The sequence below is a fragment of the Paenibacillus sp. VTT E-133280 genome, from assembly GCF_002264385.1.
Classification (GTDB): Bacteria; Bacillota; Bacilli; order Paenibacillales; family Paenibacillaceae; genus Paenibacillus_AQ; species Paenibacillus_AQ nitricinens.
On the sequence record NZ_NFUX01000089.1, the window covers coordinates 1 to 23008 of the forward strand.

At 46.4% G+C, this 23008-nt stretch carries 24 protein-coding genes and 1 riboswitch; of the genes, 1 reads left to right on the top strand and 23 read right to left on the bottom strand.

What is annotated here, in order from left to right; genetic code table 11:
• Nucleotides 1–66 precede the first annotated feature (66 nt).
• From CA600_RS27270 to spoVAC, 14 genes are all read right to left on the bottom strand, one after another.
• Nucleotides 67–987 carry a CvfB family protein gene (locus CA600_RS27270; RefSeq protein WP_094874284.1) on the bottom strand — a complete coding sequence of 307 codons (921 nt, stop codon included), beginning with the start codon at nucleotides 985–987 and terminating at the stop codon, nucleotides 67–69.
• Nucleotides 984–1331, bottom strand: coding sequence for a ribosome silencing factor (gene rsfS, locus CA600_RS27275; RefSeq protein WP_042185972.1), 348 nt, complete (start codon nucleotides 1329–1331; stop codon nucleotides 984–986). The genes CA600_RS27270 and rsfS overlap by 4 nt, the downstream gene beginning before the upstream one ends.
• Nucleotides 1328–1906 carry a bis(5'-nucleosyl)-tetraphosphatase (symmetrical) YqeK gene (gene yqeK, locus CA600_RS27280; protein ID WP_094874285.1) on the bottom strand — a complete coding sequence of 193 codons (579 nt, stop codon included), beginning with the start codon at nucleotides 1904–1906 and terminating at the stop codon, nucleotides 1328–1330. Before yqeK ends, rsfS begins: the two co-directional genes overlap by 4 nt.
• Nucleotides 1878–2480: a nicotinate-nucleotide adenylyltransferase gene (locus CA600_RS27285; RefSeq protein ID WP_094874286.1), complete on the bottom strand. Its 603-nt coding sequence runs from the start codon at nucleotides 2478–2480 to the stop codon at nucleotides 1878–1880. Before CA600_RS27285 ends, yqeK begins: the two co-directional genes overlap by 29 nt.
• A gap of 34 nt (nucleotides 2481–2514) precedes the next feature.
• Nucleotides 2515–2808, bottom strand: a complete 294-nt coding sequence (gene yhbY / locus CA600_RS27290; protein ID WP_042185967.1) for a ribosome assembly RNA-binding protein YhbY — start codon at nucleotides 2806–2808, stop codon at nucleotides 2515–2517.
• A 57-nt stretch (nucleotides 2809–2865) separates the two neighbouring features.
• Nucleotides 2866–3741 (bottom strand): shikimate dehydrogenase, encoded by an 876-nt coding sequence (aroE, locus tag CA600_RS27295; RefSeq protein ID WP_256990039.1) that lies wholly within the window; start codon nucleotides 3739–3741, stop codon nucleotides 2866–2868.
• Between the two features lie 16 nt (nucleotides 3742–3757).
• Nucleotides 3758–4885, bottom strand: coding sequence for a ribosome biogenesis GTPase YqeH (gene yqeH, locus CA600_RS27300; protein WP_094874287.1), 1128 nt, complete (start codon nucleotides 4883–4885; stop codon nucleotides 3758–3760).
• A gap of 2 nt (nucleotides 4886–4887) precedes the next feature.
• Nucleotides 4888–5409, bottom strand: coding sequence for a YqeG family HAD IIIA-type phosphatase (locus CA600_RS27305; protein ID WP_094874299.1), 522 nt, complete (start codon nucleotides 5407–5409; stop codon nucleotides 4888–4890).
• A gap of 88 nt (nucleotides 5410–5497) precedes the next feature.
• On the bottom strand, nucleotides 5498–7735 hold the full coding sequence (locus CA600_RS27310) for a DUF4129 domain-containing transglutaminase family protein (protein WP_094874288.1): 2238 nt from the start codon (nucleotides 7733–7735) through the stop codon (nucleotides 5498–5500).
• Nucleotide 7736: 1 nt separating this feature from the next.
• Nucleotides 7737–8981 carry a DUF58 domain-containing protein gene (locus CA600_RS27315; RefSeq protein WP_094874289.1) on the bottom strand — a complete coding sequence of 415 codons (1245 nt, stop codon included), beginning with the start codon at nucleotides 8979–8981 and terminating at the stop codon, nucleotides 7737–7739.
• Between the two features lies 1 nt (nucleotide 8982).
• Entirely contained in the window at nucleotides 8983–9939 is a 957-nt protein-coding gene (locus CA600_RS27320; protein WP_076284318.1) for an AAA family ATPase, read from the bottom strand.
• 191 nt (nucleotides 9940–10130) lie between these two features.
• Complete coding sequence (spoVAE, locus tag CA600_RS27325; protein ID WP_036675923.1) at nucleotides 10131–10481, bottom strand: stage V sporulation protein AE; 351 nt, start codon at nucleotides 10479–10481, stop codon at nucleotides 10131–10133.
• A 2-nt stretch (nucleotides 10482–10483) separates the two neighbouring features.
• The gene (spoVAD, locus tag CA600_RS27330) at nucleotides 10484–11515 is read right to left on the bottom strand and encodes a stage V sporulation protein AD (RefSeq protein WP_094874290.1); all 1032 of its coding nucleotides are present in this window, start codon (nucleotides 11513–11515) and stop codon (nucleotides 10484–10486) included.
• A complete protein-coding gene (gene spoVAC / locus CA600_RS27335; protein WP_042185955.1) occupies nucleotides 11512–12015 on the bottom strand; it encodes a stage V sporulation protein AC in 504 nt (167 codons plus the stop codon). Before spoVAC ends, spoVAD begins: the two co-directional genes overlap by 4 nt.
• Nucleotides 12016–12562: 547 nt before the next feature.
• On the opposite strand from spoVAC, the gene CA600_RS27340 reads away from it, so the two are divergent.
• A complete protein-coding gene (locus CA600_RS27340) occupies nucleotides 12563–13636 on the top strand; it encodes a M42 family metallopeptidase (protein ID WP_094874291.1) in 1074 nt (357 codons plus the stop codon).
• 55 nt (nucleotides 13637–13691) lie between these two features.
• Here the strand turns inward: CA600_RS27340 and CA600_RS27345 are convergent, their stop codons facing one another.
• From CA600_RS27345 to CA600_RS27385, 9 genes are all read right to left on the bottom strand, one after another.
• Entirely contained in the window at nucleotides 13692–14840 is a 1149-nt protein-coding gene (locus CA600_RS27345) for a mannitol-1-phosphate 5-dehydrogenase (RefSeq protein WP_094874292.1), read from the bottom strand.
• A complete protein-coding gene (locus tag CA600_RS27350; RefSeq protein WP_094874293.1) occupies nucleotides 14840–15274 on the bottom strand; it encodes a PTS sugar transporter subunit IIA in 435 nt (144 codons plus the stop codon). The genes CA600_RS27345 and CA600_RS27350 overlap by 1 nt, the downstream gene beginning before the upstream one ends.
• A gap of 16 nt (nucleotides 15275–15290) precedes the next feature.
• The gene (locus CA600_RS27355; RefSeq protein ID WP_094874294.1) at nucleotides 15291–17357 is read right to left on the bottom strand and encodes a BglG family transcription antiterminator; all 2067 of its coding nucleotides are present in this window, start codon (nucleotides 17355–17357) and stop codon (nucleotides 15291–15293) included.
• A gap of 96 nt (nucleotides 17358–17453) precedes the next feature.
• Complete coding sequence (locus tag CA600_RS27360) at nucleotides 17454–18923, bottom strand: PTS mannitol transporter subunit IICB (RefSeq protein WP_094874295.1); 1470 nt, start codon at nucleotides 18921–18923, stop codon at nucleotides 17454–17456.
• Nucleotides 18924–19215: 292 nt separating this feature from the next.
• The gene (locus CA600_RS27365; RefSeq protein ID WP_094874296.1) at nucleotides 19216–19473 is read right to left on the bottom strand and encodes a hypothetical protein; all 258 of its coding nucleotides are present in this window, start codon (nucleotides 19471–19473) and stop codon (nucleotides 19216–19218) included.
• Between the two features lie 101 nt (nucleotides 19474–19574).
• Entirely contained in the window at nucleotides 19575–20474 is a 900-nt protein-coding gene (locus CA600_RS27370) for an aldo/keto reductase (protein ID WP_306440418.1), read from the bottom strand.
• A gap of 134 nt (nucleotides 20475–20608) precedes the next feature.
• A complete protein-coding gene (locus tag CA600_RS27375; RefSeq protein ID WP_042125359.1) occupies nucleotides 20609–20923 on the bottom strand; it encodes a DMT family transporter in 315 nt (104 codons plus the stop codon).
• Nucleotides 20924–21271, bottom strand: a complete 348-nt coding sequence (locus CA600_RS27380) for a DMT family transporter (protein ID WP_094874297.1) — start codon at nucleotides 21269–21271, stop codon at nucleotides 20924–20926. It abuts the gene before it with no gap.
• Nucleotides 21272–21357: 86 nt separating this feature from the next.
• A riboswitch (guanidine-I (ykkC/yxkD leader) is annotated at nucleotides 21358–21466 on the bottom strand.
• 233 nt (nucleotides 21467–21699) lie between these two features.
• Nucleotides 21700–23008: S-layer homology domain-containing protein (locus tag CA600_RS27385; RefSeq protein ID WP_143812208.1), on the bottom strand; the 1309-nt coding region annotated here is incomplete at its 5' end.

The window sequence follows — 23008 nt, forward strand, 5'->3', positions numbered from 1 at the left end:
TAAGCGTTTAAGCGAGAAATATAAGGATAAAGTATCGTGTGAAACTTATACTTTCTTATATTTTAATTATTCAGTTGTACCTTCATTTCCCTCGGTTGAATCTTCCTCTTCCTTAGGAGCAAGATACGTCCAATTCTCTTTTTGAGTAATATGGCCTTCCTTCATCAGCTTTCCAAGCGCACGCTTAAAGGCTGATTTACTAATTCCGAAGCGCTGCTTGATAATATCCGGTGGTGTTGCATCCGAATAAGGCATCGCTCCACCCGGACGGGCATGCAAGAATTCTAAAATCGTGGCAGAGTCTACATCCATGCCTACTTCTTTACGAAGCCCCATAGAAAGGTTAACCCGACCATCCTCGCGAATATGGGAGACACGTGCTTCGAACTGCTCTCCAAGACGTAGTAGACGACTCCGTTCAGAGGAATGGACCATACCGATAATACCAAAGCCTAAAACCCCAGCATCTACAAGAACAAAAGTCCCCATCTGCAGCGGTTTGTAGACCCGGGCTGTCACAGTCTGTCCCATCCAGGATTCAGGCGCAGGAAGAGCTAACGGAGCTAGTTCCTGTTCTCCGGCTAGTTTAGCACGAAGACGTCCCTGTTTATCATGCTCCATAATCGCATACACATAGTCGCCGATCTGAGGGCGCAGCTCTGGAAGCTCCGGAAGCTCGCGAATGGGCAGCAGCAGCTGCCGTCCGAGACCCATTTCCAAGAAGCAGCCTAGACGCGGATGGATATCAGCCACTTCCAATAAGGCCATTTCGCCCAATGTTAGAAACGGTTTCTTCATTGTTGCCGCTAGACGATCCTCGGTATCGAAGAAGATAAAGACTTCAACTTTATCGCCTGTCTTAACCTTCTCGGTAAGCTCCGTATAATGCAGCATAACATCCTGATCTCCTGCGTTCAGGAAAAATCCGTATGGGGATACCTCTCTTACTACATTAAGTGTAACTGTAGTTCCTGCAATCAGGCTCATACAGTCTCCACTACCTTCGCATCCGACCACAGACGCTCGATATTGTAGTATTCACGTTCATCGCGGTGGAAAATATGAACAATAACATCTCCAAGATCCATCAGCACCCAACGTGCTGAATCCATTCCTTCGATCCCCTTAATTACGCCGCCTGCTTCATGGACCACTTTACGGACTTCGGTAGCGATGGACTGAACTTGAGTATCCGAATTACCGTGACAGACAACAAAGTAATCACTAATCGGTGAAACAGTACGCAGATCTAATGCCACTACGTTCATTGCTTTTTTATCTTCCACAGCCTTAAGGGCCAGTTCTAACAGCTTGCTTGGTTGTACACTCATATTTTATCCTCCAATATTCTAACTAAATCATTACGCGCCAGTACCGTTAACGGAAAGATCACTCGGCGTTTTTCCAGTAGCAAACTAATCGTAGAATCAAATCCAGCGACTAGTCCTTCTTCCAAACTTACTTTTGCCAGCTTACGTATCTTATCAACCCCTGGAAAATCGCGGCCAGGCTCGATATAGTCGGCGAGACAGACAATTTTCTCAAGTAAACTCATATCTTCACGACCTGAGGTGTGAAAACGGATTGCATTAAGAATATCTGGATCTGTGATCCCATAATCTTGCTCTGCTACAAAGGCACCTACTTCCGAATGCCACAGCTGTTTGTCATGCTTCAGAAGATTCAAGTTCAGATGATTCTGCTCGATAATCTCCTTCATTCTCTCCACAGGCCAATACTTGGCCACATCATGCAGAATTGCCGCTGTCTCCGCACGCTCAGGATCAGCGCCATATTGCTCCGCTAGTTGAATGGATGACTGCATGACGCCCAGTGTATGCTTCCAACGCTTAGCAGGCATTTGTGTCGAGACCGCCTCAATCAGAGCTTCGCGGCTGTATGCCATACAATCCACTCCTTTGAACATATTCGAACACTGCCTCAGGTACCATATAACGTATGGATTTGCCAGTTGCAGCCCGTTCTCTTAACATCGTTGACGAAATATCAACCAGAGGCATATCTGCTAGCAGTACCTTCTCTGCTATATAGGTTGGCAAAACGTCTAGATCAAGAGGTGTCCCCGGACGACCTACGCCGATAAATGTAAGCCGCTGCACAAGCTCTTCAATCTCGTTCCATTTCGGTAAATACTGGACCATATCCGCTCCGATAATGAAATAAAGATCGAAATGCGGATACGTCTCTTGCAGCCGTCTTATGGTCTCATACGTATAGGAAACGCCACCTCTGACAACTTCCCAATCTAATGTGCGAAAAGCTTCATGATTGTGTATCGCTTCCTCCACCATTGCCAGCCGATCTGCTCCAGATACCCCTGCCTCATGTTTATGAGGCGGAATATGCGAAGGCATAAACCATACTTCTTGAAGTCCATAAGTTTCTCTGGCTGCTTCCGCTGCCATCATATGTCCAATATGAAGAGGATCAAAGGTACCTCCCATAATTCCAACTTTCAAGAGGACGACCTCCTCGGTAGTATGCTTTCAGGTATTAGCGGGGCAGCTCAATGGTTTTGTTGTCACGCGATTCTTTGTACAAGACAATGGTCTTTCCGATCACTTGTACAAGCTCAGAACCCGATTGTTCAGCCAGCGCAGCACCGATCTCCTTGGGATTCTCAATATTGTTGCTCAGTATACTAATCTTCATAAGCTCACGCTTCTCAATAGCTTCTTCAATGTGGCGTACGAGGTGATCGTTTACTCCACCTTTGCCCACTTGGAAAATAGGATCGAGGTGATGCGCCAATGAACGAAGATACCGTGTTTGTTTACCAGTTAACATAAATGAATAACTCCTTAATTAACATATATTATTACCCTAAATTGATGAATCCATTTCTTATTCTTTTCCACCCAGACAATTGAGTATGGTCTTTCGCATGATTTCCGTAGGCGCAGGCTGTCCTGTCCAATACTCCAGTGCATAAGCCCCCTGATAGACAAACATCCCGAGGCCTCCATGAATCGTACAACCCCGTTCAAGTCCTTCTAACAATAGACGAGTGCGCAGTGGATTATAAATTAGATCACTTATGACCATCCCTGCACGAAGCAGTTCAGGATCTATAGGTGTCTCATCCATGTGAGGATACATGCCTACGGAAGTTGTATTGATCAGTACATCAATACCATCTAGCATTTCCGCTACTTCGTTCATGCTAATCCCGATCACATTCCCTTTGCTCTGGCACTCTGCAGCCAAGTCCTGTGCCTTATCAACACTGCGATTAGCGATAAGGATAGACGAAGGCTTCTCCTGAAGCAGTGCGGCAACAATTCCTCTTGCTGCGCCGCCCGCTCCAATCACCATAATCTTCGTACCTGACAAATCAGAAATAGCTTCCGCTTTAAGCGAACGTACATAACCGATTCCATCCGTATTATATCCGGTGAGTATTCCGTTATTGTTAACAATCGTATTGACTGCACCAACGGCTACCGCACTTTCATCTAATAGATCTACATAAGCCATCACCGCAACCTTATGCGGAATCGTCACATTTACCCCACGGAATCCAAGGGTGCGAATCGCTTGCACCGCATTCTCCAGATTGTCTGGAAGGATATGAAGCGGCACGTAAGCACCCGGAATTCCCAATGCTTGGAGTGCTGCTTCATGCATAATAGGCGATTTTGATTGTATAATAGGATCTCCCATTACGCCCAGTAAAATATTCCCGGTATTGTAGCCCTCGGTTGCAGTTATCAAAGACACTGTAATAGCCTCCCCGTTAGATCATCGAAGGGCGGGTAAGCACCTTCACACCACGCGGAACATGGATAGCCACGACTGCGCCTTCTGTCCCATTAACCTTAATCCAGCCCAAACCTGAAATATATAGATCGCTCCGACTGCCTTTATTAATTCGGAACTCATGCCGTTGCCATGGTGGCAGCTTGTCCATCCGGTCACTTCCTGGAGGAGACAACATTTCACCACGATGGTCCGCATAAAGGGAATCTGCACGCTCCAGTTTGGTGCGATGGATTTTTAAAGTACCACTAATAAAGCAAGTGAACGATTGATGCGGACCTTGCACGAAATCAAAACGTCCCAGTCCACCGAAAAATAACGTCTGTCCTTCATTCAACTGATAGACGGCAGGCTTCAACGGATTGGCTGGCATAACTGCATCCAGATCCTGACGCTCAACTAGTTCACTATAACGCCATGGATACACGATCCCTGGTGTATCAATAATATAGTGGCCATCATCTAGTGGGATTTTGACCGTATCAAGTGTAGTACCAGGGTAACGTGAAGTGGTTAACTCCTGTTCCAAATCGCTGTAGTCCGAAATCAGACGATTGATAAGCGTAGATTTCCCTACATTCGTTGCACCGACTACATAAACATCACGCTCACCACGCAGCTCTGTTACGGCTTCCAGTAAACGATCAAAGCCTTGATTACGTTTCGCACTACAAAGTACGATTTCAGCTGTCCGCAATCCTTCTTCTTTACAGCGTTGTTGCATCCAGTTACGCAGTTTATTCCAGTTCGTAACCTTAGGTAGCAGATCACATTTATTCACTGCAAGAATAACTGGGTTATTACCGACAAACCGCTGAAGACCGGAAATCAAACTGCCTTCAAAATCGAAAATGTCAACAATATGAATAACAAGTGCATTCTTCTCCCCTACTCCACTCAGCAAGCGAAGAAATTCATCCTGGTTCACAGAAACAGATGAAGCCTCGTTATAATTCTTAATCCGGAAACAGCGTTGGCAAATCACAGGGTCCCGGTCTAGTGCGACTTCCGGAAGGTATCCTGGTTGATCCTTATGCTCCATCTGAAGCTTGATACCACAACCGCTACACTTCTCAGGACGCTGTGTTTCACTTTGTTCGTTCATTACTATTTTTCCTCCTCGTGCCACAATCCTTTTTTACGAAGCCGTGTCAGAGCCACTCGCTCTACCCGACGATTAAATCTTGTGCCGAACCCTTCATCCTTCACGGAGATTGGCAGCACCAATACGGTATACAGGCCAAGCCGATTGCCGCCGTATACATCTGTAAGCATTTGGTCGCCCACCACAATCGTTTGCTCCGGTGGTAACTCCATCTGCTTCATCGCTTTGAGAAAAGGAGCATTACTCGGTTTCCGAGCCTGATGCACAAATTCAATATTAAGCGGTGTAGCAAAGCGTGACACCCGGTCCATGTTGTTATTGGATACGATGATGAGCTTAAAGCCCACTTCCTTCACCTTCTCAAACCACAACAACAGCTCCGGAGTAGCCACAGGCGCTTTGGCACCGACCAGTGTGTTATCCAGATCCGTAATGATTCCACGGTATCCCTGTCGATACAGCTCTTCTAGAGAAATATCGAATACCGTATTCACCCGGAGTTTGGGAACTAACATTTCAAACAATACGTTCACCTCGATTTCATACAAAAAACTATAACATACTCCATGCGCTACGCAAATAAATCTATAGCAATGATTTACTGCCTAAACGCTATTTCTTGGATCTTATCGTTCTCCGCAGCCGCAAAGCTTCAGTATACACGCTCTGCCAGTCTTTGTCTTCAATAACATCAGGGCTATACTTTGCTTGTTCAAACATCGTTAGCAGTGAAGAAAGATGATTGGCCACAGCAGGTCGTTCCTGACTCCAGCGGACTACGGCTTCACGCAATGTTTCATGCTCTTCCTTCATCATTCCCTTACGATGCAAATACCTTACCCAACGCTCAGTTTCAGCCACAACTTTCTGATCAGGCGTTAAAGGTCGGCCCATTCGCATCTGTTGAACGAAGAAGCGCAACTTAAAGCGAATATGCCAAACTTTAAAAATAGTCCAGGATAATAATACAACCACTGCTGCCAAAACTACCCATAAACCCACATGGAAGCCTTGATCTGCTTGTGCATTAGTCACAGGTGCAGGTGTTGGTTCTGCCATTTCATCTTGATCTTCCTGATCTGTCTCAGGTATTTGCTCATTCTTAGTTAGGAGAGGAGTATTAAACCCTGGTGTAGCTTCAACAGGAATCCAACCATACTCACCAAAATAGACCTCTGCCCAGGAATGGGCATCTGCATTGGTAATCGTGTAATTATTATTTGCGGTACCTACCTGCTGCGCCAAATTCATAGGCAATTCCGCCTGTTCTCCAGGTGCATAACCCTTAACCCATCTTGCAGGGATGTTTAGGGAACGTGCCATAGTGACTAATGCCGTAGAATAATAATCACAGTAACCTTCCTTCAGCTCGAACAAAAAACCATCTACAAAATCCTCACTTGAAACACGTGTTATATCCGGCTTGTTGGTATATGGAAAGGTTTGTTGTAAGTATTGTTGCAAAAGTGCTGTTTTTTCATACGGTGTTGTTCCTTGTGCTGTAATTTCCTCGGCCAGATCTTTAACCCGTTGAGGGAAGTCATCAGGCAGCTGAAGAAAGCTTTCCTCCAGATCATTCCCTTTGTATAGTTCCTTATAGGTCTTTGCTGTCAATTCCTGAACAGGAATGACCGGAACTTCAGAAGTCAGCTCAAAGGTCGAAGGATAGTCGAGTTTCTTCCCGTCTATATCCCATAGAAGCTCACTATCACGATCTCTCCAGAAAAGACCCTTCCCAGCTGCCTCACCATTCAATGAATCCACCGAAGTTACAGAATAAGCACCGAATAACACCGGAAATTCATTATTGTTAAGCACTTTAACCGTCTGTTTCAATGTGCGGGTAGTGACCTTAGAAGCCGCATTTTGCTCCAAGGATTTCCCCGTCTCCACCTCTTCTAAAGGTCCTCGCTTCAATCGATCCTTATCCGACCATCCACTTCCAGAATAGACTCTGCGTGTTTCTCCTCGCATATAAATACGTAAATCTGAAACCACTGTCATCACCGGGGTATAATCGAAGTTAAAGCCCCCGCCCAGGTTGTCATCATTCAGACTATAGCCTGACGAAGTATTGTTAACAGAGGAACCTGAACCCGTATTGGAGTTTGTTGTTCCAGTTGTGCTCTTACCAGAAGATTTTCCAATTCCATTCCACTCTTGCCACGCCGTATAAGGATCCTTCAAAGTAGGCCTTACATCCGGCATATTTACACCGATTAAAATAACCAGAGAGAAGACGATTGCGATATTCATGACTATTTTCGAGGGATATTCCAGCAAATGTACCCATCCACGCGGATAATGTAACTGAAAACTTCTTAGGTGCTGGCTGACAAGCCAGCCCATACCCGCAAATACCGTCCAAGCCACTTCCTGCCACAAAACAATAGATGTAAAGGAATCAAGCGCAGCCAGCGCTACAATGTTCATTCCTATAAACCATAAGATACGCTTCTTCGAGGATACCCACCAAGACGATAGCAACAACAAGGCAGAGGCACCAAGAGCAAACCAGATATACGGCACCATATACACACTAATATCCTGAAGCTTATCAAGAAGGGTTGTAGCCCATGGATCTGAAACATAAATTCCATAATTAGTAATGTTGCGATAAACGATATAGATAATAGCTGCTGCTTCTATAATCAGTCTGAATTGAACTTTAACAGGAATAAAAATCTCAATGATGGTAATCGTTAACAGGGCAGCCCATACAGAAGCAGTGGTTTGATTAAGCCAGATGGGTTCCGTATAAGAAATCCACTGCTGTGCAATAATCAATAGCCATAACAGGCCGACGGAACGGTGCCAGGAGAATTTTATCTGATTCCACCAGGTTCTCATATCAACCTTCCCCTCCTAACACTGAGGGAAGCTCTTGAAGCGAGCTAATACCATAGCCGGTTATTCCACGAGATCTAAGGACGTCTATCCAATCGTTACCTCTACTTATCTCTGCGGAATTTCGCACATGAATGTGAGAAGCAGTCATTCCTCTGCTGTCAGCCCAACGTAGGGCATCAAGTACAGGCTGTCCACGCTGTGGACTAATTAACACAAAGTAAGAGCCTTTAGGAAACATACGATATCCTTTTTCCAATCGGGAGATAAGCGGACCGCGCCCCTCAGCGTTTAGATCGATTAAATATTGAATCATCTTCTGACGCTCAGCAGCACCTTCAACAGGTGCGAACACCTTCGTCGACTTATCCAAACAACATAGACCAATTCCAATTCTCTCCCGAATGCCGAAGCCGAGGAGTGATGCCGTCACCGAAACTGCTAATTCGAATTGATTCGTATTCATATAAGCTGATGTGCTTCCGTCAAGGACTAGAATGGTTTTGGGAATCGACTCATGCTCAAACTCTTTGGATTTCCAAGAGCCTGTCTTAGCAGTTGCGTTCCAGTGAATTCGCGTCAAGCGATCACCATATACATAGTCACGGACGCCATTAATCTGTGTGGTTTCACGCCGAGATTGAACAACGGAAGCCTGCGGCCCGGATAGCCGAGATTTTCTCTCATATAACTGCCAGCGCGGAACGTAGATCGCACGAGGCAAAACCTGAAATTGTCCTTCCGATAAAAATGTTCCCTTATGCTCGACAAGCCCAAATATATCTTGGCTGATAATATCTGTATTAGAGAATGTGTAAGTTCCACGCTCTAAGGCTGGTGTCTGAAACTTTAGTTCCCCAATGCCTCTGAGGCTTGGGACTACACTTTCCTCAAATACCCACGATTCTCCATTATGCCGCTTAAGAACCTCCCTTACAACAACGTAAGGCAAGGGCAAAATCCCGGGAATTGTAATCTTTAGTTTTACACGAAGATGCCCTCCGGCAGAGAGCAAATCCCCCTTGTCTTGTTCAGAATAAAGACTGCGAGTGCCCTTAGCTCGCCGAACGCCTCCTAAACCTCCAGCAATCAAATATGCAATAAGTACAGAGACCATGATAAACAACATAAATGCAGTTTTCCCGCCCTGAAAAAGTACATATAAGAGTGTAATACTCCAAATTACAAGGATGCTTGCAAGCTTAGATGGCTGAATGATGGCTGCAACCGACGACAAATAACGTCTCATATCATTGCCTCATCGTAACAGGCACATGGATGCTCTGCAGAAGCTTTTGAAGCAAAGATTCTACGCTAATATTATCTAGTCGCGACTCTGGACGCAGCAATATACGATGTCCCAAGGCAAATGGAGTAAGGATCTTCACATCATCAGGCAGAACGTAATCTCGGCCTTGCAAAAAGGCATAAGCTTTACAAGCCATCATAAAGGATAGTGAGGCACGTGGACTTGCACCCAGCATTACCAGTGGATGTTCTCTTGTCTGCCGCACAATATCTAACAAGTAATTCAGCACGGGATCGCTCATGAAGATGTCGCGGATCTCTTCCTGAATTCCTGCAATTTGTTCCATGCTTGTTACTGGCGAAAGCCTGTCCACCGGTTGGCCTTCCTGATGGCTCAGCAATAAATTCTTCTCCGTCGCTGCATCAGGATATCCAAGGCTAATTCTCAGCATGAATCGATCTAATTGGGCTTCTGGCAGAGTATAGGTTCCCTCAAAGTCTATCGGATTCTGGGTAGCGCATAACATGAAAGGATGAGGAAGTGGATACGTCTCACCATCTACGGTAACGTTTCGTTCCTCCATCACTTCCAGAAGTGCGGATTGTGTCTTCGTAGTAGCACGGTTAATTTCATCGGCTAGCAAAATATTCGTCATCACCGGACCAGGCCGGAAATGAAACATCTCATCCCTAGGGTGATAGACAGATACACCTGTAATATCACTCGGGAGTATATCTGGATTACACTGAATCCGGCGATATTCACCCGACATTGATCTTGAAAGTGCTCGTATCAGCTGGGTTTTTCCTGTTCCCGGTACATCCTCGATCAATACATGACCACCAGCAAGCAGAGCGGTTAACAGTAATTGTATTTCAAATGATTTTCCAAGTATGCAGGATTCCAAATTAGTGCGTACAGCATTCATAGTGTGCATCGATTCTTGTCGTACGGGCATATATGATCCTCCTAACCAGAATAAGCAGTATTATTTATATTTTACATGATTAGGGGACCCAAAGTACATTGTTGAAGATCACGAAGTGAGGATACAAAAAAAACCATAAGATGAAACATCCTACAATTTTAAAATAACAAAAAAAGGCTGCCGTCTTTTTCTGACGACAACCTTTTCATGCAGCATCAACTTTACCCCTTCGGCCGTACAACTAAAGCTGCCAAAAAGGAGAACACAATAGCTGACGAGATGCCCGCACTTGTAATATCAAAAATACCCGTAACTACACCGATCCAGCCATCCCGCTCCAGCTCCGTTAATGCCCCATGAACCAAGGAGTTCCCAAAGCTTGTGATCGGAATGGTTGCTCCAGCACCCGCAAATTTCACAAGTGGATCGTAGATACCAAAAGCATCAGCAATCGCTCCGGCTACAACTAGGGTACTCATCGTATGTGCAGGTGTCAGCTTCAATACATCGAACATCAGCTGCCCTATAACGCAAATGGCTCCTCCAATCAGAAAAGCCCATAAGTAAATCATCATTATGCTTGACCTCCGCTCTCTATGGATACGGCATGAGCAACACATGGAATACTCTCTCCCTGCTGATAAGACAAAGGCGATAAAAGTGCGCCCGTTGCCACTATGAGCACCCGTTTAAGTTCACCTTTTTTTAACCGCTTAAGGATATGACCATAGGTTACAACCGCTGAGCACCCGCAGCCACTTCCACCAGCGATCACATATTTCTGTTTCTCCAAGTCGTAGATAAGCAGACCACAATCATTAAAAGTAGTTTGCTCCATAGGAATTCCCTCTTTGGCCAACAGGGTTTTGGCTATAGGTAACCCCACGGATGCCAGGTCGCCAGTAACAATTAAATCATAGTGCCCGGGCGATAGACCTGTATCCCGAAAATGGGCAGTGATTGTATCCGCGGCCGCAGGTGCCATAGCCGTCCCCATATTAAAAGGATCTGTCAAACCAAGATCCATAATACGTCCTAATGTGGCTGAGACCACGACTGGATGGCTACCAGAGCCGTCATTCTGTCCCACTACAGCACAGCCTGAGCCTGTTACTGTATATTGCGCCGTTGGGGGTTTCTGTGAACCATATTCCGTTGGATAACGAAACTGCTTCTCTACTGTACAGTTATGGCTGGATGTTCCCGCTAGCGCATACTTACCGCCACCAGAATCAACGATCATTGAGGCAATCGCAAGGCTCTCCATAGAGGTTGAGCAAGCACCAAAGACTCCGAGGTAAGGCACACCCAATTTTCTGGCCGCAAAAGAGCTGCTGATAATCTGGTTCATCAAATCTCCGCCGACAAAAAACTCCAGCTTTTGTTTATCGATATTCGCATTAATCAGAGCCAGATGGGAAGCCTTCTCGAACAGAGCGCGCTCGGCCTTCTCCCATGTCTTCTCATCCATTTCCAGCGTATCAAATATAAAATCAAAGTCTGAAGCTAAAGGACCTTCTCCCTCTTCCGGTCCAACTACTGCGGAAGAGCCTAAAATAACGGGACGGTTCGTGAACTCCCATGTCTGACTACCAAGCTGTTTCATGTATGGTGTGCACCTCCTGTGCCCAAAAAGATATAGACGATACCAATTATGAAAGCAGCGACGGCACCAAATACGATGACCGAACCCGCAAGCTTAAACATATTGCCGCCTACACCAAGTACAAGCCCCTCAGCGCGGTGCTCCAGAGCTGCAGAGCACATACTGTTTGCAAACCCGGTCACAGGAACTGCAGTTCCTGCACCAGCCCATTGCGCCATTTTGTCGTACACGCCAAAGCTGGTCAGAATTACAGAGAGTAGGATCATCACCGCGACTGTCGGACTGGCGGCTTCTTTGGAGGTCATATCGAAGATTGCCATAAAAGCCTCCTGAATCCCTTGTCCAATAACACAGATTATGCCGCCAGCAATAAACGCTCGTATGCAGTTTTTGAATACGGGCCTAGCAGGAACAAAAGGCTTGGACAATTTCTCATAATCTTGTGGAGTCAGGGTGTCAAGCTTCAGCTTGACACCCGATTTCTTAGTTTTCGCCGGCATTGAGGCACCTCCTGAAAGTTAGGCGAAGGGGGCTGACAAGCATCATAGTACTCACTTTAAGCCCCTTAAGTTGTTCTTCGCTTAGAAGTTTTCCTTATTGTTTGCCATCCTCCGCTTCGTTATGTCCCTCCAGTTCAGGAAAAATACAGTAACACAACAATCAGCAATAAAAAGAGCACAAAAATAAGTACTGCTTCTCTTTCCCTTGGATTGTGGCGCCAGTATCGTCTGCGCGTTCCGTTTCCTTGTAGGCTCCTACTTGATAATCCTCCCTGCACCCTTCTTGGGGGTACGCTACCCGCTACCCTCATTCATCTTCGCATCCTCTCTAAGGCTCCTGCCACCAAAGCCTCTAATGCATAGTATTCGTGGAGCTCGTGCCCGGTGTTCATTGTCTCTTGTCATGGACAAGTGAGCCCAGAATGTTCATACTAGGTTGCAGGAAGAAATAACGATGTGATCCATTATGGATAACATCCGTTTCTCGTAGAAATATAAGAATGATGTATAAATGTGTTCTTATATTTTAATAAAGGAGTGAATTCATATGAATCAAGAAACATTGGACATGTTCAAAACACTTACCGAATTTCCCTCAGCCCCAGGATTTGAACGCGAACTCCGCGCTTACGTCAAGGATGCTATGACTCCTTATACTGAAGAGTTCGTACAGGATCGTCTCGGTAGTTTGTTCGGCGTATTGCGGGGCGAAGGGAACGGGCCAAAGATTATGGTCGCCGGGCATTTTGACGAAGTAGGTTTCATGGTAACCGGAATTACTAACACCGGAATGATCCGTTTTCAACCACTTGGCGGCTGGCTTGCCTCTGCTGTTGCATCCCAGCGCCTACATATCATTACACCTAAAGGAACGCTGACCGGAGTTGTTGGCAGTACGCCTATCCATTTGCTAAGCAATGAAGAACGTGGTAAGACTGGTGAAATCAGCAAAATGTATATTGATATCGGTGCAGACAGCCGTGAAGAAGCAGAAAGCTTTGGCGTTAGACCAGGCCAACAGGTTCTGCCGATTTGTCCATTCACTCCCCTTGCTAATCCGAAAAAAATCTTGGCGAAAGCTTGGGATAACCGTTACGGCGTAGGTCTCGCCATTGAACTAGTTAAAGCATTGCACGGTAAAAAGCTGCCAAATACCGTTTTCGCTGGTGCCACTGTACAAGAGGAAGTAGGTCTTCGGGGCGCACGTACTGCGGCTAATCTCCTGTCACCAGACATCTTCTTCGGTCTGGACGCGAGCGCTGCTGCCGATATGACGGGTGATAGTCAGGCATTTGGCCATCTGGGCAAAGGAGCTCTCTTGCGTATTTTTGATCCTACGATGGTTACACATCGCGGTCTGATTGAATATGTACAAGATACAGCGGATACCCACCGGATCAAATATCAGTATTTTGTATCCCAAGGCGGAACAGATGCAGGTCAGGTTCATGTTAGTGGAATTGGCGTTCCTTCCGCAGTAATCGGAATATGCTCCCGCTACATACACACCGCTTCCTCAGTGATTCACAGTGATGACTACGATGCTGCTAAAGAGCTTCTGATCAAACTGGTAGAAGGCCTTGACCGGACTACACTACAGACAATTATTGAGAACAGCTAAAGGTATAGCAAAAGAACCACAGTGGCTATTTCTGCCCCTGTGGTTCTTTTGCATTTCATAATTTCAATTGCTCATATTCTGCCATAACCGACTGATGCACCGGATGACCTGAGGCAATGCCTGTATACTTCGTAACGGTTGCCGGAACTCCGATGTCAGCAATGGATGCCTGTAGCTCTACGGCCTCTGGATCATCCTTCACGTCAAACAGCAGCGCTGTCGCCATGGAACGGGTTAGAGCCGAATAGCTCAGTTCCCGATCATAAGCCTGAAGTGCCGGGGATACGAGCCTGTCGTTCGGCGACAGCTTGCGGATTGGCGAGCGGCCAACCCGGGAGACTTCATCCGTCAACGCCGGATTGCGGAAGCGTTCGAGGATTTTATCGATATATTTGCTGTGCTCCGCTTGATCAAAGCCGTGTTTATTCACCAGCACTGCTCCGGTTTCTTCTAGAACTTCCCGGACGCGCGCTGTCAATTCCTCATCGCCCATGGCTTGCTGAATGGTCTCATAGCCACGAAGGTAGCCAAGATAAGCTGCAGAGCAGTGTCCGGTATTTACTGTAAACAGCTTGCGCTCGATATAAGGTTCCAGATTATCTACGTAGTGAATCCCTTCAACAGGGGTATAGCCCGGAAGCATTTGCGATGCATCCACAACCCATTCATAGAATGGCTCTACCACAACTTTGAGAATATCTTCATGCTGCTGCAGTGGCACAATCCGGTCCACTGCTGCATTAGGAAATGCTACAGAAGCATCAGCTTTTCCGCGGGCTGCTTCATCCAATTGTGCGTACACAAGATCTTTGAGCTGAGCGCTCCCGCCAATGGCGTTCTCACAGGCAATCACATGCAGAGGTGTCGAGGAAACCGCCACTCGTCTGCCGATGCCCTCGGCAAGTACTCCGGCGATATGCTTCAGAATTGACACGCCAACAGCTGTCGTAACGAGATCTGCTTCAGCAATGGCAGCAGCTACTTCGTCGGCATGAGTTATACTGCTAAGTGCTGTCACATTTGTAACGGTAACCGTCTCCTGGCCTTCGCTGGCCAGCGTTACCGGGTATTCACCACGCTCCTTAAGCTGGGAGACGAACGCTTCATTCACATCCACGAAGCATACTTCATACCCTGCCTTTGACAGCAGCAGACCAATAAATCCGCGGCCGATATTTCCCGCACCAAAATGGACTGCTTTCATTACTCAACTCCTCCTTCGAAGATGGCAATGACATCCGCAGGTGTCCCCGCACTCATCACCCGTTCGATCGCATCATCTTCGCTAAAGATCATCGCCACATTTGTCAATATTTCCATGTGTCCGTCTCCTGCAGCCGCAATTCCGATTACCACAAACGCAGGCTCCTCCCCTCCAAAATCCACACCATCCGGAAACCGGACGATGGACAATCCTGTAGATTGGATAAAAGGCCGGGCATCCTTGGTCCCGTGCGGAATGGCCAAGCCTTCACCCATGTATGTGGAGACTACCTCTTCCCGCTCTAGCATTTTGGGAATATATTCCTCCGTTACATGTCCTGCATCTACCAGCAGCTGGCCAGCCATAGTGATCGCTTCATATTTATCTTTTGCGGCACCATTCATAATTACTTTATTCTCTGACAGTATACTCATATGGTTTCTCTCGCTTTCACATTTTATTTTCAAAAAAACGTAGCAACTCCGACGACAAATAGCCTCGAATTTCCAGCTCCGACCGTTCTTCAAGCAGTCTTACAAGCTCTGAATTTAGCAGCAGGGCGCTGATCTCACTAAGCACTTCCAGGCTTTCCTTAGAAAGTTTGCGCGGGGCGAGCATCAACAGAATAACCCTGACTTCGGTATCTCCTCCCAGTAAAACAGGCTCCCGGAGCCGGTATAACGTTATGGAAGACATCAGAACATGGCTGCTCCTTGTATGAAAAAGCGCCAGTCCGGTATCCGGGATTACCTGGCTGGCCATTCTTTCTCGCTCCAGCAGACGCTCCAGAAGAATCTCGGCATCCCCGACGACTCCGCTGCCGTTCAGCAGATCCAGCATCGCGGCGAGTGTCCGGGAAAGGCTCATTCCGCTATTATCCAGCGGATGGAACTGAAAACGTTCCAACAATCTGACTATCTCATCCAGAATTCCTTTATAGCTCTTCAGGCGGTCCAAAGACGCTTCCTCACGAACCGTAGGGTCCGGCTCACCAGCGGTAGGTGTATTTCGTTCCTTCAACGTAGTATTCTGGATGTAATTCAGTAATTTCTCTATTTCTTCCCCGGTCAGCAGGGGGCTGATTTTGATATAGCGGTCTTTATCCAACGGAAGATCAATGGTTGAGATGATCAGATCATAATCTTCCTGCGGCAGGCGGGCTGCCTCATACCAGGAAATATTCCTGAGAATTTCGATCTGCGGCATCTCTTTCGTAAGCCTTGTAGCCAGCAGCCGGGAGGAGCTAAGTCCACTGGCGCACACCAGAATCGCCCGCACATTGCGCCTGAGCTGATTTAGCCTTTCCACAGATGCGCCAAAATGCATGACCAGAAACCCGATCTCTTCATCCGGAATCTCCAGCTCCAGCTGTATATCCTCCACTGCCGCCCGAACTATAGTAAACAGATATTCATAATCCCTGCGAATAGGAACGAGCAGGGGATTACGAATCCTTGTGCCTTCACGAATCCGTTTTAGCGCCGGATCAATATGCTCTAGCAGCCCTTCCCGTAAAGAACGGTCGGTCTGAAATGGAATTCCGGTCCGCTTGATGACACTTTCCGTCAGCCGGTAAACGATCTCCATCAGTTCAATGTCGCCGTAAGCGTAGCCCGCGGAGGAAAAGGAGTCCTGCGCCAAGTCAAACAAGCCTGCGATATATAGAATTTCTGTCCTATGAAATTGAAACTCCAGCGTCTCTCCCAGTCGCCTTACAAAATCCTCTGCATCTGCAATATTGCAGTGATCCGACAGCCGTGAATAACCAGCTTCTTCGGCATTGCTGATGCCCCTTCCGAGTTCCAGCCTGCGTACAGCAACAGATAATCCGAGCAGCAGCTCCATGTAGACAATCTCCGGCAGTTCAGCCGTCCAATTCCATTCCATGTCCCACAGGGTATTCTCAACATCCATCAGATTGCTTTTGCCCACCGTTGACAACAGCATCTTGAAGACCGGATTCCCCTCACCCTGCAGATTGTGCCCCACCAGATCAGACTGATCCAGATGCTCGGCGGCCAATCGGCCAATGGCCCGGCGCTTATCCATCTCGCCTCCGGTTATTTCAACACCGTACCCTCTTCTGCGCACCAGCTGCAGGCCGAATTTACGGACCCACGGCTCCAGTTCGTCAAGGTCATAGCTGACGCTTGCCACGGTAACTTTTAAGGAATGAGCCAGGGCGAACAGCTTCACTGGCTCCTCCGCTTCAAGCAGGGAACATAGCTCATACACCTTACGGTCCTCGCCCGAATATTCTACCGGCTTCTCTTCCAGCAGAAATAGGCGAAGCTCTGTCAGCCCGCTCTCCGAGCCACTCAATTGAATACCTTTTCCCGACTTTCTGATGAGATCCAGTCCAAAATCCTGCAAGACCTTTTCGATGTCTTCCATTTCCCGGTGCACGGTTCTGACGCTGACTCCAGTACTTCCCGCAATCTCTGCGGCCGTGATCTCTTCGTTTGCCTCTAAAAGCAGCGAGATCATTTGACGCTGCCTGGCGGTTATTTTCCTCATGTGGGGAACCCTCGCCTTATATGGAGACAAACGCTGGCTTGGGGGCCAGCGTCTCCTTTTTGATAACAAATATAAATTATCGTTCACCCACTCTCTTTACTTCAAACGTTCCACAAGCTCATCATATTTCGGGCTCTTCAGGAAGTTATCAATAGAGATGTGCTCTGCGTTAGGGTTGCTGGCAATCGCCCGGTCGGTCAGAGTCTTCTGGGTCACTACAATGTCTGCGTCAGACGGAATCTCGCTGACTGCGGAGTTAACGACGGTAATGTTCACCCCTGCGCTCTGCAGTTTCTTCCTTAGTACAGACGCGCCCATGGCACTAGAACCCATTCCAGCATCACAAGCGAAGACGATTTTATTGACGTCAGCTTTGTTGCGGACATTCCCAGCTACGTTCGCAGCAATTCCAGGAGTTATTGCATGATTCACAGTAGTTGCTGATTGAGCGACAGTACCTGCAGATTTCATTTCTCTCACTTTAGCTGCTGCTTCTTCCAGATCATCCTCATCTTCGTTATTCTTACGGCTAGTTTTCAGTAGCAGCGAAGCAATCAGGAAAGATACAACAGTTGCAACGATTACACCTGCGAACATCGGGAAGAATCCACCTTTTGGCGTCATTGCGATGTAGGCGAAGATACTACCAGGAGAAGGTGAGGCTGTAAGCCCTGCACCAAGCAATTGGAACGTAAATGTACCTGTAACACCACCACCGATAACAGCCAGGATCAAGCGAGGATTCATTAAGATGTACGGGAAGTAAATCTCGTGAATCCCACCCAGGAAGTGAATGATTACGGCGCCAGGAGCAGACGATTTTGCCGATCCGCGTCCAAAGAGCCAGTAAGCAAGCAGGATACCCAGACCTGGACCAGGGTTAGATTCCAGCATGAACAGGATAGATTTACCTATTCTCGCAGATTCCTCTGCCGCAATTGGACTCAGTATTCCGTGGTTAATCGCATTGTTCAGGAACAAGATCTTAGCTGGCTCAATAATGATGTTAACGAGTGGTAGCAGGCCATGATTAACTAATACCTGCACACCGTCGGACAGCAAGTTAGTTAGACCTTGTACAAGGGGTCCGACTCCTTTGTATGCCCCGAGAGTCAGAAGACCCCCAATAATACCAAGTGAGAAGTTGTTAACCAGCATTTCGAAGCCGGCTTTGATTTTGCCATCAACTGCACGGTCGAATTGCTTCAGTACCCAACCGGCTAAGGGGCCCACGATCATTGCGCCGAGGAACATTGGAATGTCCGAGCCGACAATAACGCCCATCGTCACTATAGCCCCGATTACACCTCCGCGTTTGCCATGTATCATCTGCCCGCCGGTATAACCGATCAGGAGTGGCAGCAGGTAAGTAATCATTGGACCTACTAAGTTCGCCAAGCTTTCATTAGGAAACCAGCCTGTAGGAATAAATAATGCCGTAATTAACCCCCAAGCGATAAATGCGCCGATGTTCGGCATCACCATTCCGCTTAGCATACGGCCGAATTGTTGAACTTTCACCCGTACACCACCGGATGAACTTTTCTGTGTTGCTGTTGTGGCCATTTAAAATGCCCCCTTTAATTATTGAATGGGACCCTTCTTTACTTAAATGCATTAAAGGTTATCCCTTATGGTCACATCCTAAATTAAAACGCTTTCTTTGTCATCAAATTGAAAACACGGTTTCGGCATGATCATTGTTGACAACATTTAAGAGTTCCTGCCACAGCCCATACAGAAGCCAACTAGCTTTTGATCCGACCCGGAAAATAAGGATGGTTTGGATTTATTTACTTTGGCGGTTCAACACCTCCAGAAGAACCTGTTTCGTTATTCTGACCAGTGAGACTTATATCTATGAAATAAACCTTGCGTTGCACGCTAATCCCTCATCTTCCCAACTCCCTCGTACCTCTAAACCAAACCTGCTCCGGATGCCATCCACTCCGATTGCCCATCCGCACCCTTTTCCAAAAAGCAGCTTATTTACCTTACCAGCCATGTACAAGGGTTCAGACCCAAGAAAAAACGGAAGCCTGCGAATGTTCGCAAGACTTCCGTTCCTGATCAGCTCCCCTGCCATCCACAGGCTCATCATTATAACAAGCACCATTCTCTTAGACCCTCCAATATCCGTATGATCACAGCCTACATTGGATTTATCACAACTAAAAAAGCCCACCTTTTCGGTGAGCTTTTTTGGCTAATCTGATCTTAAATTATATCCAGCGGAACTTTCCAAGATGGTATTGGGAAGGCTTCATCAAGCTTCCATCTTTCTTCTTCACTTAGCGTAATTAAACCTGCAGAGGCATTCTCAATGACATGTTCACGAGAAGATGCTTTTGGAATCGTAATGATATCCTCTTCGCGAATCGTCCAAGCTAACATAATCTGAAGTGGTGTTACGTTATGAACACGGGCGATTTCCTGAACGACTTCACTCTCGACCACTCCTTTTCGGAGTGAACCTGCTTGAGCAAGCGGTGAGTAAGCCATTACCGGGATCTTGTGACTTCTCTGCCATGGCAGCAGTTCAGTTTCAATTCCTCTGGACCCTAGATGATATAGAATCTGATTGGTTGCACAATGAGTTCCCCCTTCAATACCAAGCAGCTCTTTCATATCGTCGATATCGAAATTGGATACACCCCATCTTGCTATTTTTCCTTGAGAGACCAGTTTCTCCATTCCTACAACAGTCTCTTCTAGTGGGATATCCCCCCGCCAATGCAGCAAATAAAGATCAAGATGATCCGTATTCAAGCGTTTCAAGCTTTCTTCACAGCTGCGGATAAGGCGCTCACTACCGGCATTATGTGGATAGACTTTTGACACCAAGAAAACTTGATCCCGAATGCCTTGGATAGCCTCACCCACTAAAAGCTCCGAGCGTCCGTCCCCATACATCTCAGCCGTATCTATTAAATCCATGCCTAGTTCCACGCCTAATCGCAGGGCAGCAATCTCTTCCTCCCTACGGGAATTGTCGTCACCCATATTCCAAGTTCCCTGCCCAATTCTGGGAAGTGACGTTCCATCTGGAAGCAGTATGCGGTTAGATTGGTTCATTTTTGTGATTTCAGCCAAATGTTCGATTGAATCCTTAGTCATATTAAAAATCCCCTTATTGAAGTATTGTATACTTACTTTATACGACCTATAAGAACCTTTCTAAACATCTGAATCGTGTCCAATTTATAACTAATCGCTCTTTTGAAGAGAAAAAGTAAAGAATGAATACTAAACTAAGCTATCAGCTTTAGTCCCACAGCGGCCCCCAGAATCATAATAATACAGACGATCCGGCGCCAGTCTTTGGCCTCTCCATACAATATCATCCCCAGAATCGCTCCGCCGGATGCGCCGATCCCCGTCCATACCGCATATGCTGTTCCCATCGGCAGACTCTTCATAGCTAAAGACAGAAACAGAAAACTTGCTCCGAAACCAAGAAAGAGCAGTGCGAACGACAAGAAATTCCGGTGTTTATTCAACCTATTAATCATAGCTACTCCAAACATTTCAAATAAACCAGCAACGACCAGAAATACCCATGCCATTTAAGACTCCCCCTCTACTTCGGCTTCTTTGGTCACCATTTTCAATCCTATAACGCCTGCCAGCAAAATAACCACTAGAACCAGCTTCATCAACTTGAACGGTTCTCCGAATAAAACCATGTCCGCAACTACTGTACCTGCAGTTCCTAGACCAACAAACACGGAGTATACTGTACCGACCGGCAATTTGGTACTCGCTGAAATCATCACATAGAAGCTTATTATTATAGCTACCACAGTTATCAGCCACTCCCACATCGTGGAGGCATGTTTTAAGCCAATGACCCACATGACCTCGAAAACAGCTGCACCAACTACCTTTAACCACTCTGAATTGTTGTTCTTCATTCCAAGCCCTCCTTCAATTCACTAACTTTATAATTGCCCACGAAACAAACAAATAAGCCCGGAAGGTCATCGTCATTTATAACGATACCTCCCGGGCTTTTATCCCTCCGTGTAAACACGAACGATGCTGTTCGTGCGTTTTCCCTCGGACCAGACCAGCTGTGCACCAGCTGCGGAACCCTAGAAAACAATAACTATTAAGTTACATCGTATGGTAGCAAATCGGGGTGATAAAATCAACCCTTTCTATATAAAATTCTGACCAGAATTATTGGTGAGTACATTACATTCCAAGCAATTAAATTTACATGCTTCTTCTGAAAGTGCCATATAGACAACAAAAAAGACACCTTGAGGGTGTCTTTCACTTTAATTCAATGCCTATAGAACGAGATGTGAACCAGAAAACCCACAATTCACCGACTTCTTTATTCGGCATTTGTAAGCTTCAGTACCTTCATCAATTGGTACAATAGCAACGCACTTTCTTGACGCTCAGTTTTCTTACCCGCCTGAAATTGAAATGGACTGTTCGTCGGCAATATTTCATTATCTTGGGCAATAACATAATAAGGCTTTACCCAATCCGGCAATTTATCAGGCAACACAGGTGAAGAGGTTTTATTTACTGTAGTGTCCGTTTTGCCATACTTCAGCGCGTTGACCAGCATAACAATCATCTCTTGATGCGTAATTTCTTGACTCGGGCGGAAATTCCCATCCGCAAAGCCGTTTATGAGGCCAGCGTCGACGGCTGCATTTACCTGCGACGAATACCAAACTCCATTCTTAACATCCTTAAAGCTTTTAGAAGCCTGAAGCTTCGGCATAATACCTAAGGCACGATTAAGCATGGCGGCAAATTCAGCACGCGTGACAACCGATTCTGCTTTGAAACTTCCATCAGAATAACCTTTAATGATACTTCGGTTAGCTAAAGCTAAGATACTGTCTTTAAATGGATTGCTGTTATTCAAATCATTAAATTGAGCATGGTTTTGAACAACAGTATATACAGAATTCCCCTTACGCTTCATAGTCACCTGCAAAACTCCATCCTTCCATTCCCAGGTGGTCGGAACAGGAACGTAGGTCTCAGTGACCAGATCATAAGTTAGACCTGTATAGACGGCCTTTGCATCTTGGTTTACGTTGAATTTCATCATATGACTGACATAATCAGAGAAACTGGAAAGAATGCGATCCTGACCGCTTCCAATCAGCTTAACCTGATACTCCATTGGATATCCCAACGTAATACTAGTAGAGTTGCTTAGTTGAGTAGTCAATTTGGCTTTGTAGTCGCTTGCAGCTTGAGCAATCGTAATGACGACCCTCTGCTCCGAACCACTGTACCCGGAAATTGCCGAGAACAATGAATTTACAGGAAGCTGAAGCTTGCCCGATGATGATTCCAGAATAAGTACAGCTTCCTTCGAGTTATTATTAATATTTGTTAACAAACTTAAATCTATCTGGAATTGGCTGCTCTGAGTTGCCGTTTTTTCATCAGCCTTAATAATGATTAACGGATTTTTCTTAAATTCAGGATCGTTCATTGCCTTTGAAATAAATTCAGCTGCTACTTCAGTCAAAGACGAGCGGGTTCCATCTATGTTTTCTTTGATTGTTGTTACTACCTTGGCACTGTCAGTAGGGACCGCACCCGTGCTGCCACCGCTATCAGTTCCACCGCCGCCAGTTCCACCGCCGCCAGTTCCGCCGCCACCAGTTCCT

Coding starts and splice junctions, on each gene's coding strand:
- CA600_RS27355 (WP_094874294.1), bottom strand. CDS start 17,357: ATGAGGAAAATAACCGCCAGGCAGCGTCAAATGATCTCGCTGCTTTTA.
- CA600_RS27380 (WP_094874297.1), bottom strand. CDS start 21,271: ATGAAGAACAACAATTCAGAGTGGTTAAAGGTAGTTGGTGCAGCTGTT.
- yqeH (WP_094874287.1), bottom strand. CDS start 4,885: ATGAACGAACAAAGTGAAACACAGCGTCCTGAGAAGTGTAGCGGTTGT.
- CA600_RS27365 (WP_094874296.1), bottom strand. CDS start 19,473: ATGGTGCTTGTTATAATGATGAGCCTGTGGATGGCAGGGGAGCTGATC.
- CA600_RS27350 (WP_094874293.1), bottom strand. CDS start 15,274: ATGAGTATACTGTCAGAGAATAAAGTAATTATGAATGGTGCCGCAAAA.
- CA600_RS27345 (WP_094874292.1), bottom strand. CDS start 14,840: ATGAAAGCAGTCCATTTTGGTGCGGGAAATATCGGCCGCGGATTTATT.
- rsfS (WP_042185972.1), bottom strand. CDS start 1,331: ATGAGTGTACAACCAAGCAAGCTGTTAGAACTGGCCCTTAAGGCTGTG.
- CA600_RS27340 (WP_094874291.1), top strand. CDS start 12,563: ATGAATCAAGAAACATTGGACATGTTCAAAACACTTACCGAATTTCCC.
- spoVAE (WP_036675923.1), bottom strand. CDS start 10,481: ATGATTTACTTATGGGCTTTTCTGATTGGAGGAGCCATTTGCGTTATA.
- CA600_RS27360 (WP_094874295.1), bottom strand. CDS start 18,923: ATGGCCACAACAGCAACACAGAAAAGTTCATCCGGTGGTGTACGGGTG.
- yhbY (WP_042185967.1), bottom strand. CDS start 2,808: ATGTTAACTGGTAAACAAACACGGTATCTTCGTTCATTGGCGCATCAC.
- spoVAC (WP_042185955.1), bottom strand. CDS start 12,015: ATGCCGGCGAAAACTAAGAAATCGGGTGTCAAGCTGAAGCTTGACACC.
- CA600_RS27270 (WP_094874284.1), bottom strand. CDS start 987: ATGAGCCTGATTGCAGGAACTACAGTTACACTTAATGTAGTAAGAGAG.
- CA600_RS27310 (WP_094874288.1), bottom strand. CDS start 7,735: ATGAGAACCTGGTGGAATCAGATAAAATTCTCCTGGCACCGTTCCGTC.
- spoVAD (WP_094874290.1), bottom strand. CDS start 11,515: ATGAAACAGCTTGGTAGTCAGACATGGGAGTTCACGAACCGTCCCGTT.
- CA600_RS27370 (WP_306440418.1), bottom strand. CDS start 20,474: ATGACTAAGGATTCAATCGAACATTTGGCTGAAATCACAAAAATGAAC.
- yqeK (WP_094874285.1), bottom strand. CDS start 1,906: ATGGCATACAGCCGCGAAGCTCTGATTGAGGCGGTCTCGACACAAATG.
- CA600_RS27315 (WP_094874289.1), bottom strand. CDS start 8,981: ATGAGACGTTATTTGTCGTCGGTTGCAGCCATCATTCAGCCATCTAAG.
- CA600_RS27375 (WP_042125359.1), bottom strand. CDS start 20,923: ATGGCATGGGTATTTCTGGTCGTTGCTGGTTTATTTGAAATGTTTGGA.
- CA600_RS27320 (WP_076284318.1), bottom strand. CDS start 9,939: ATGCCCGTACGACAAGAATCGATGCACACTATGAATGCTGTACGCACT.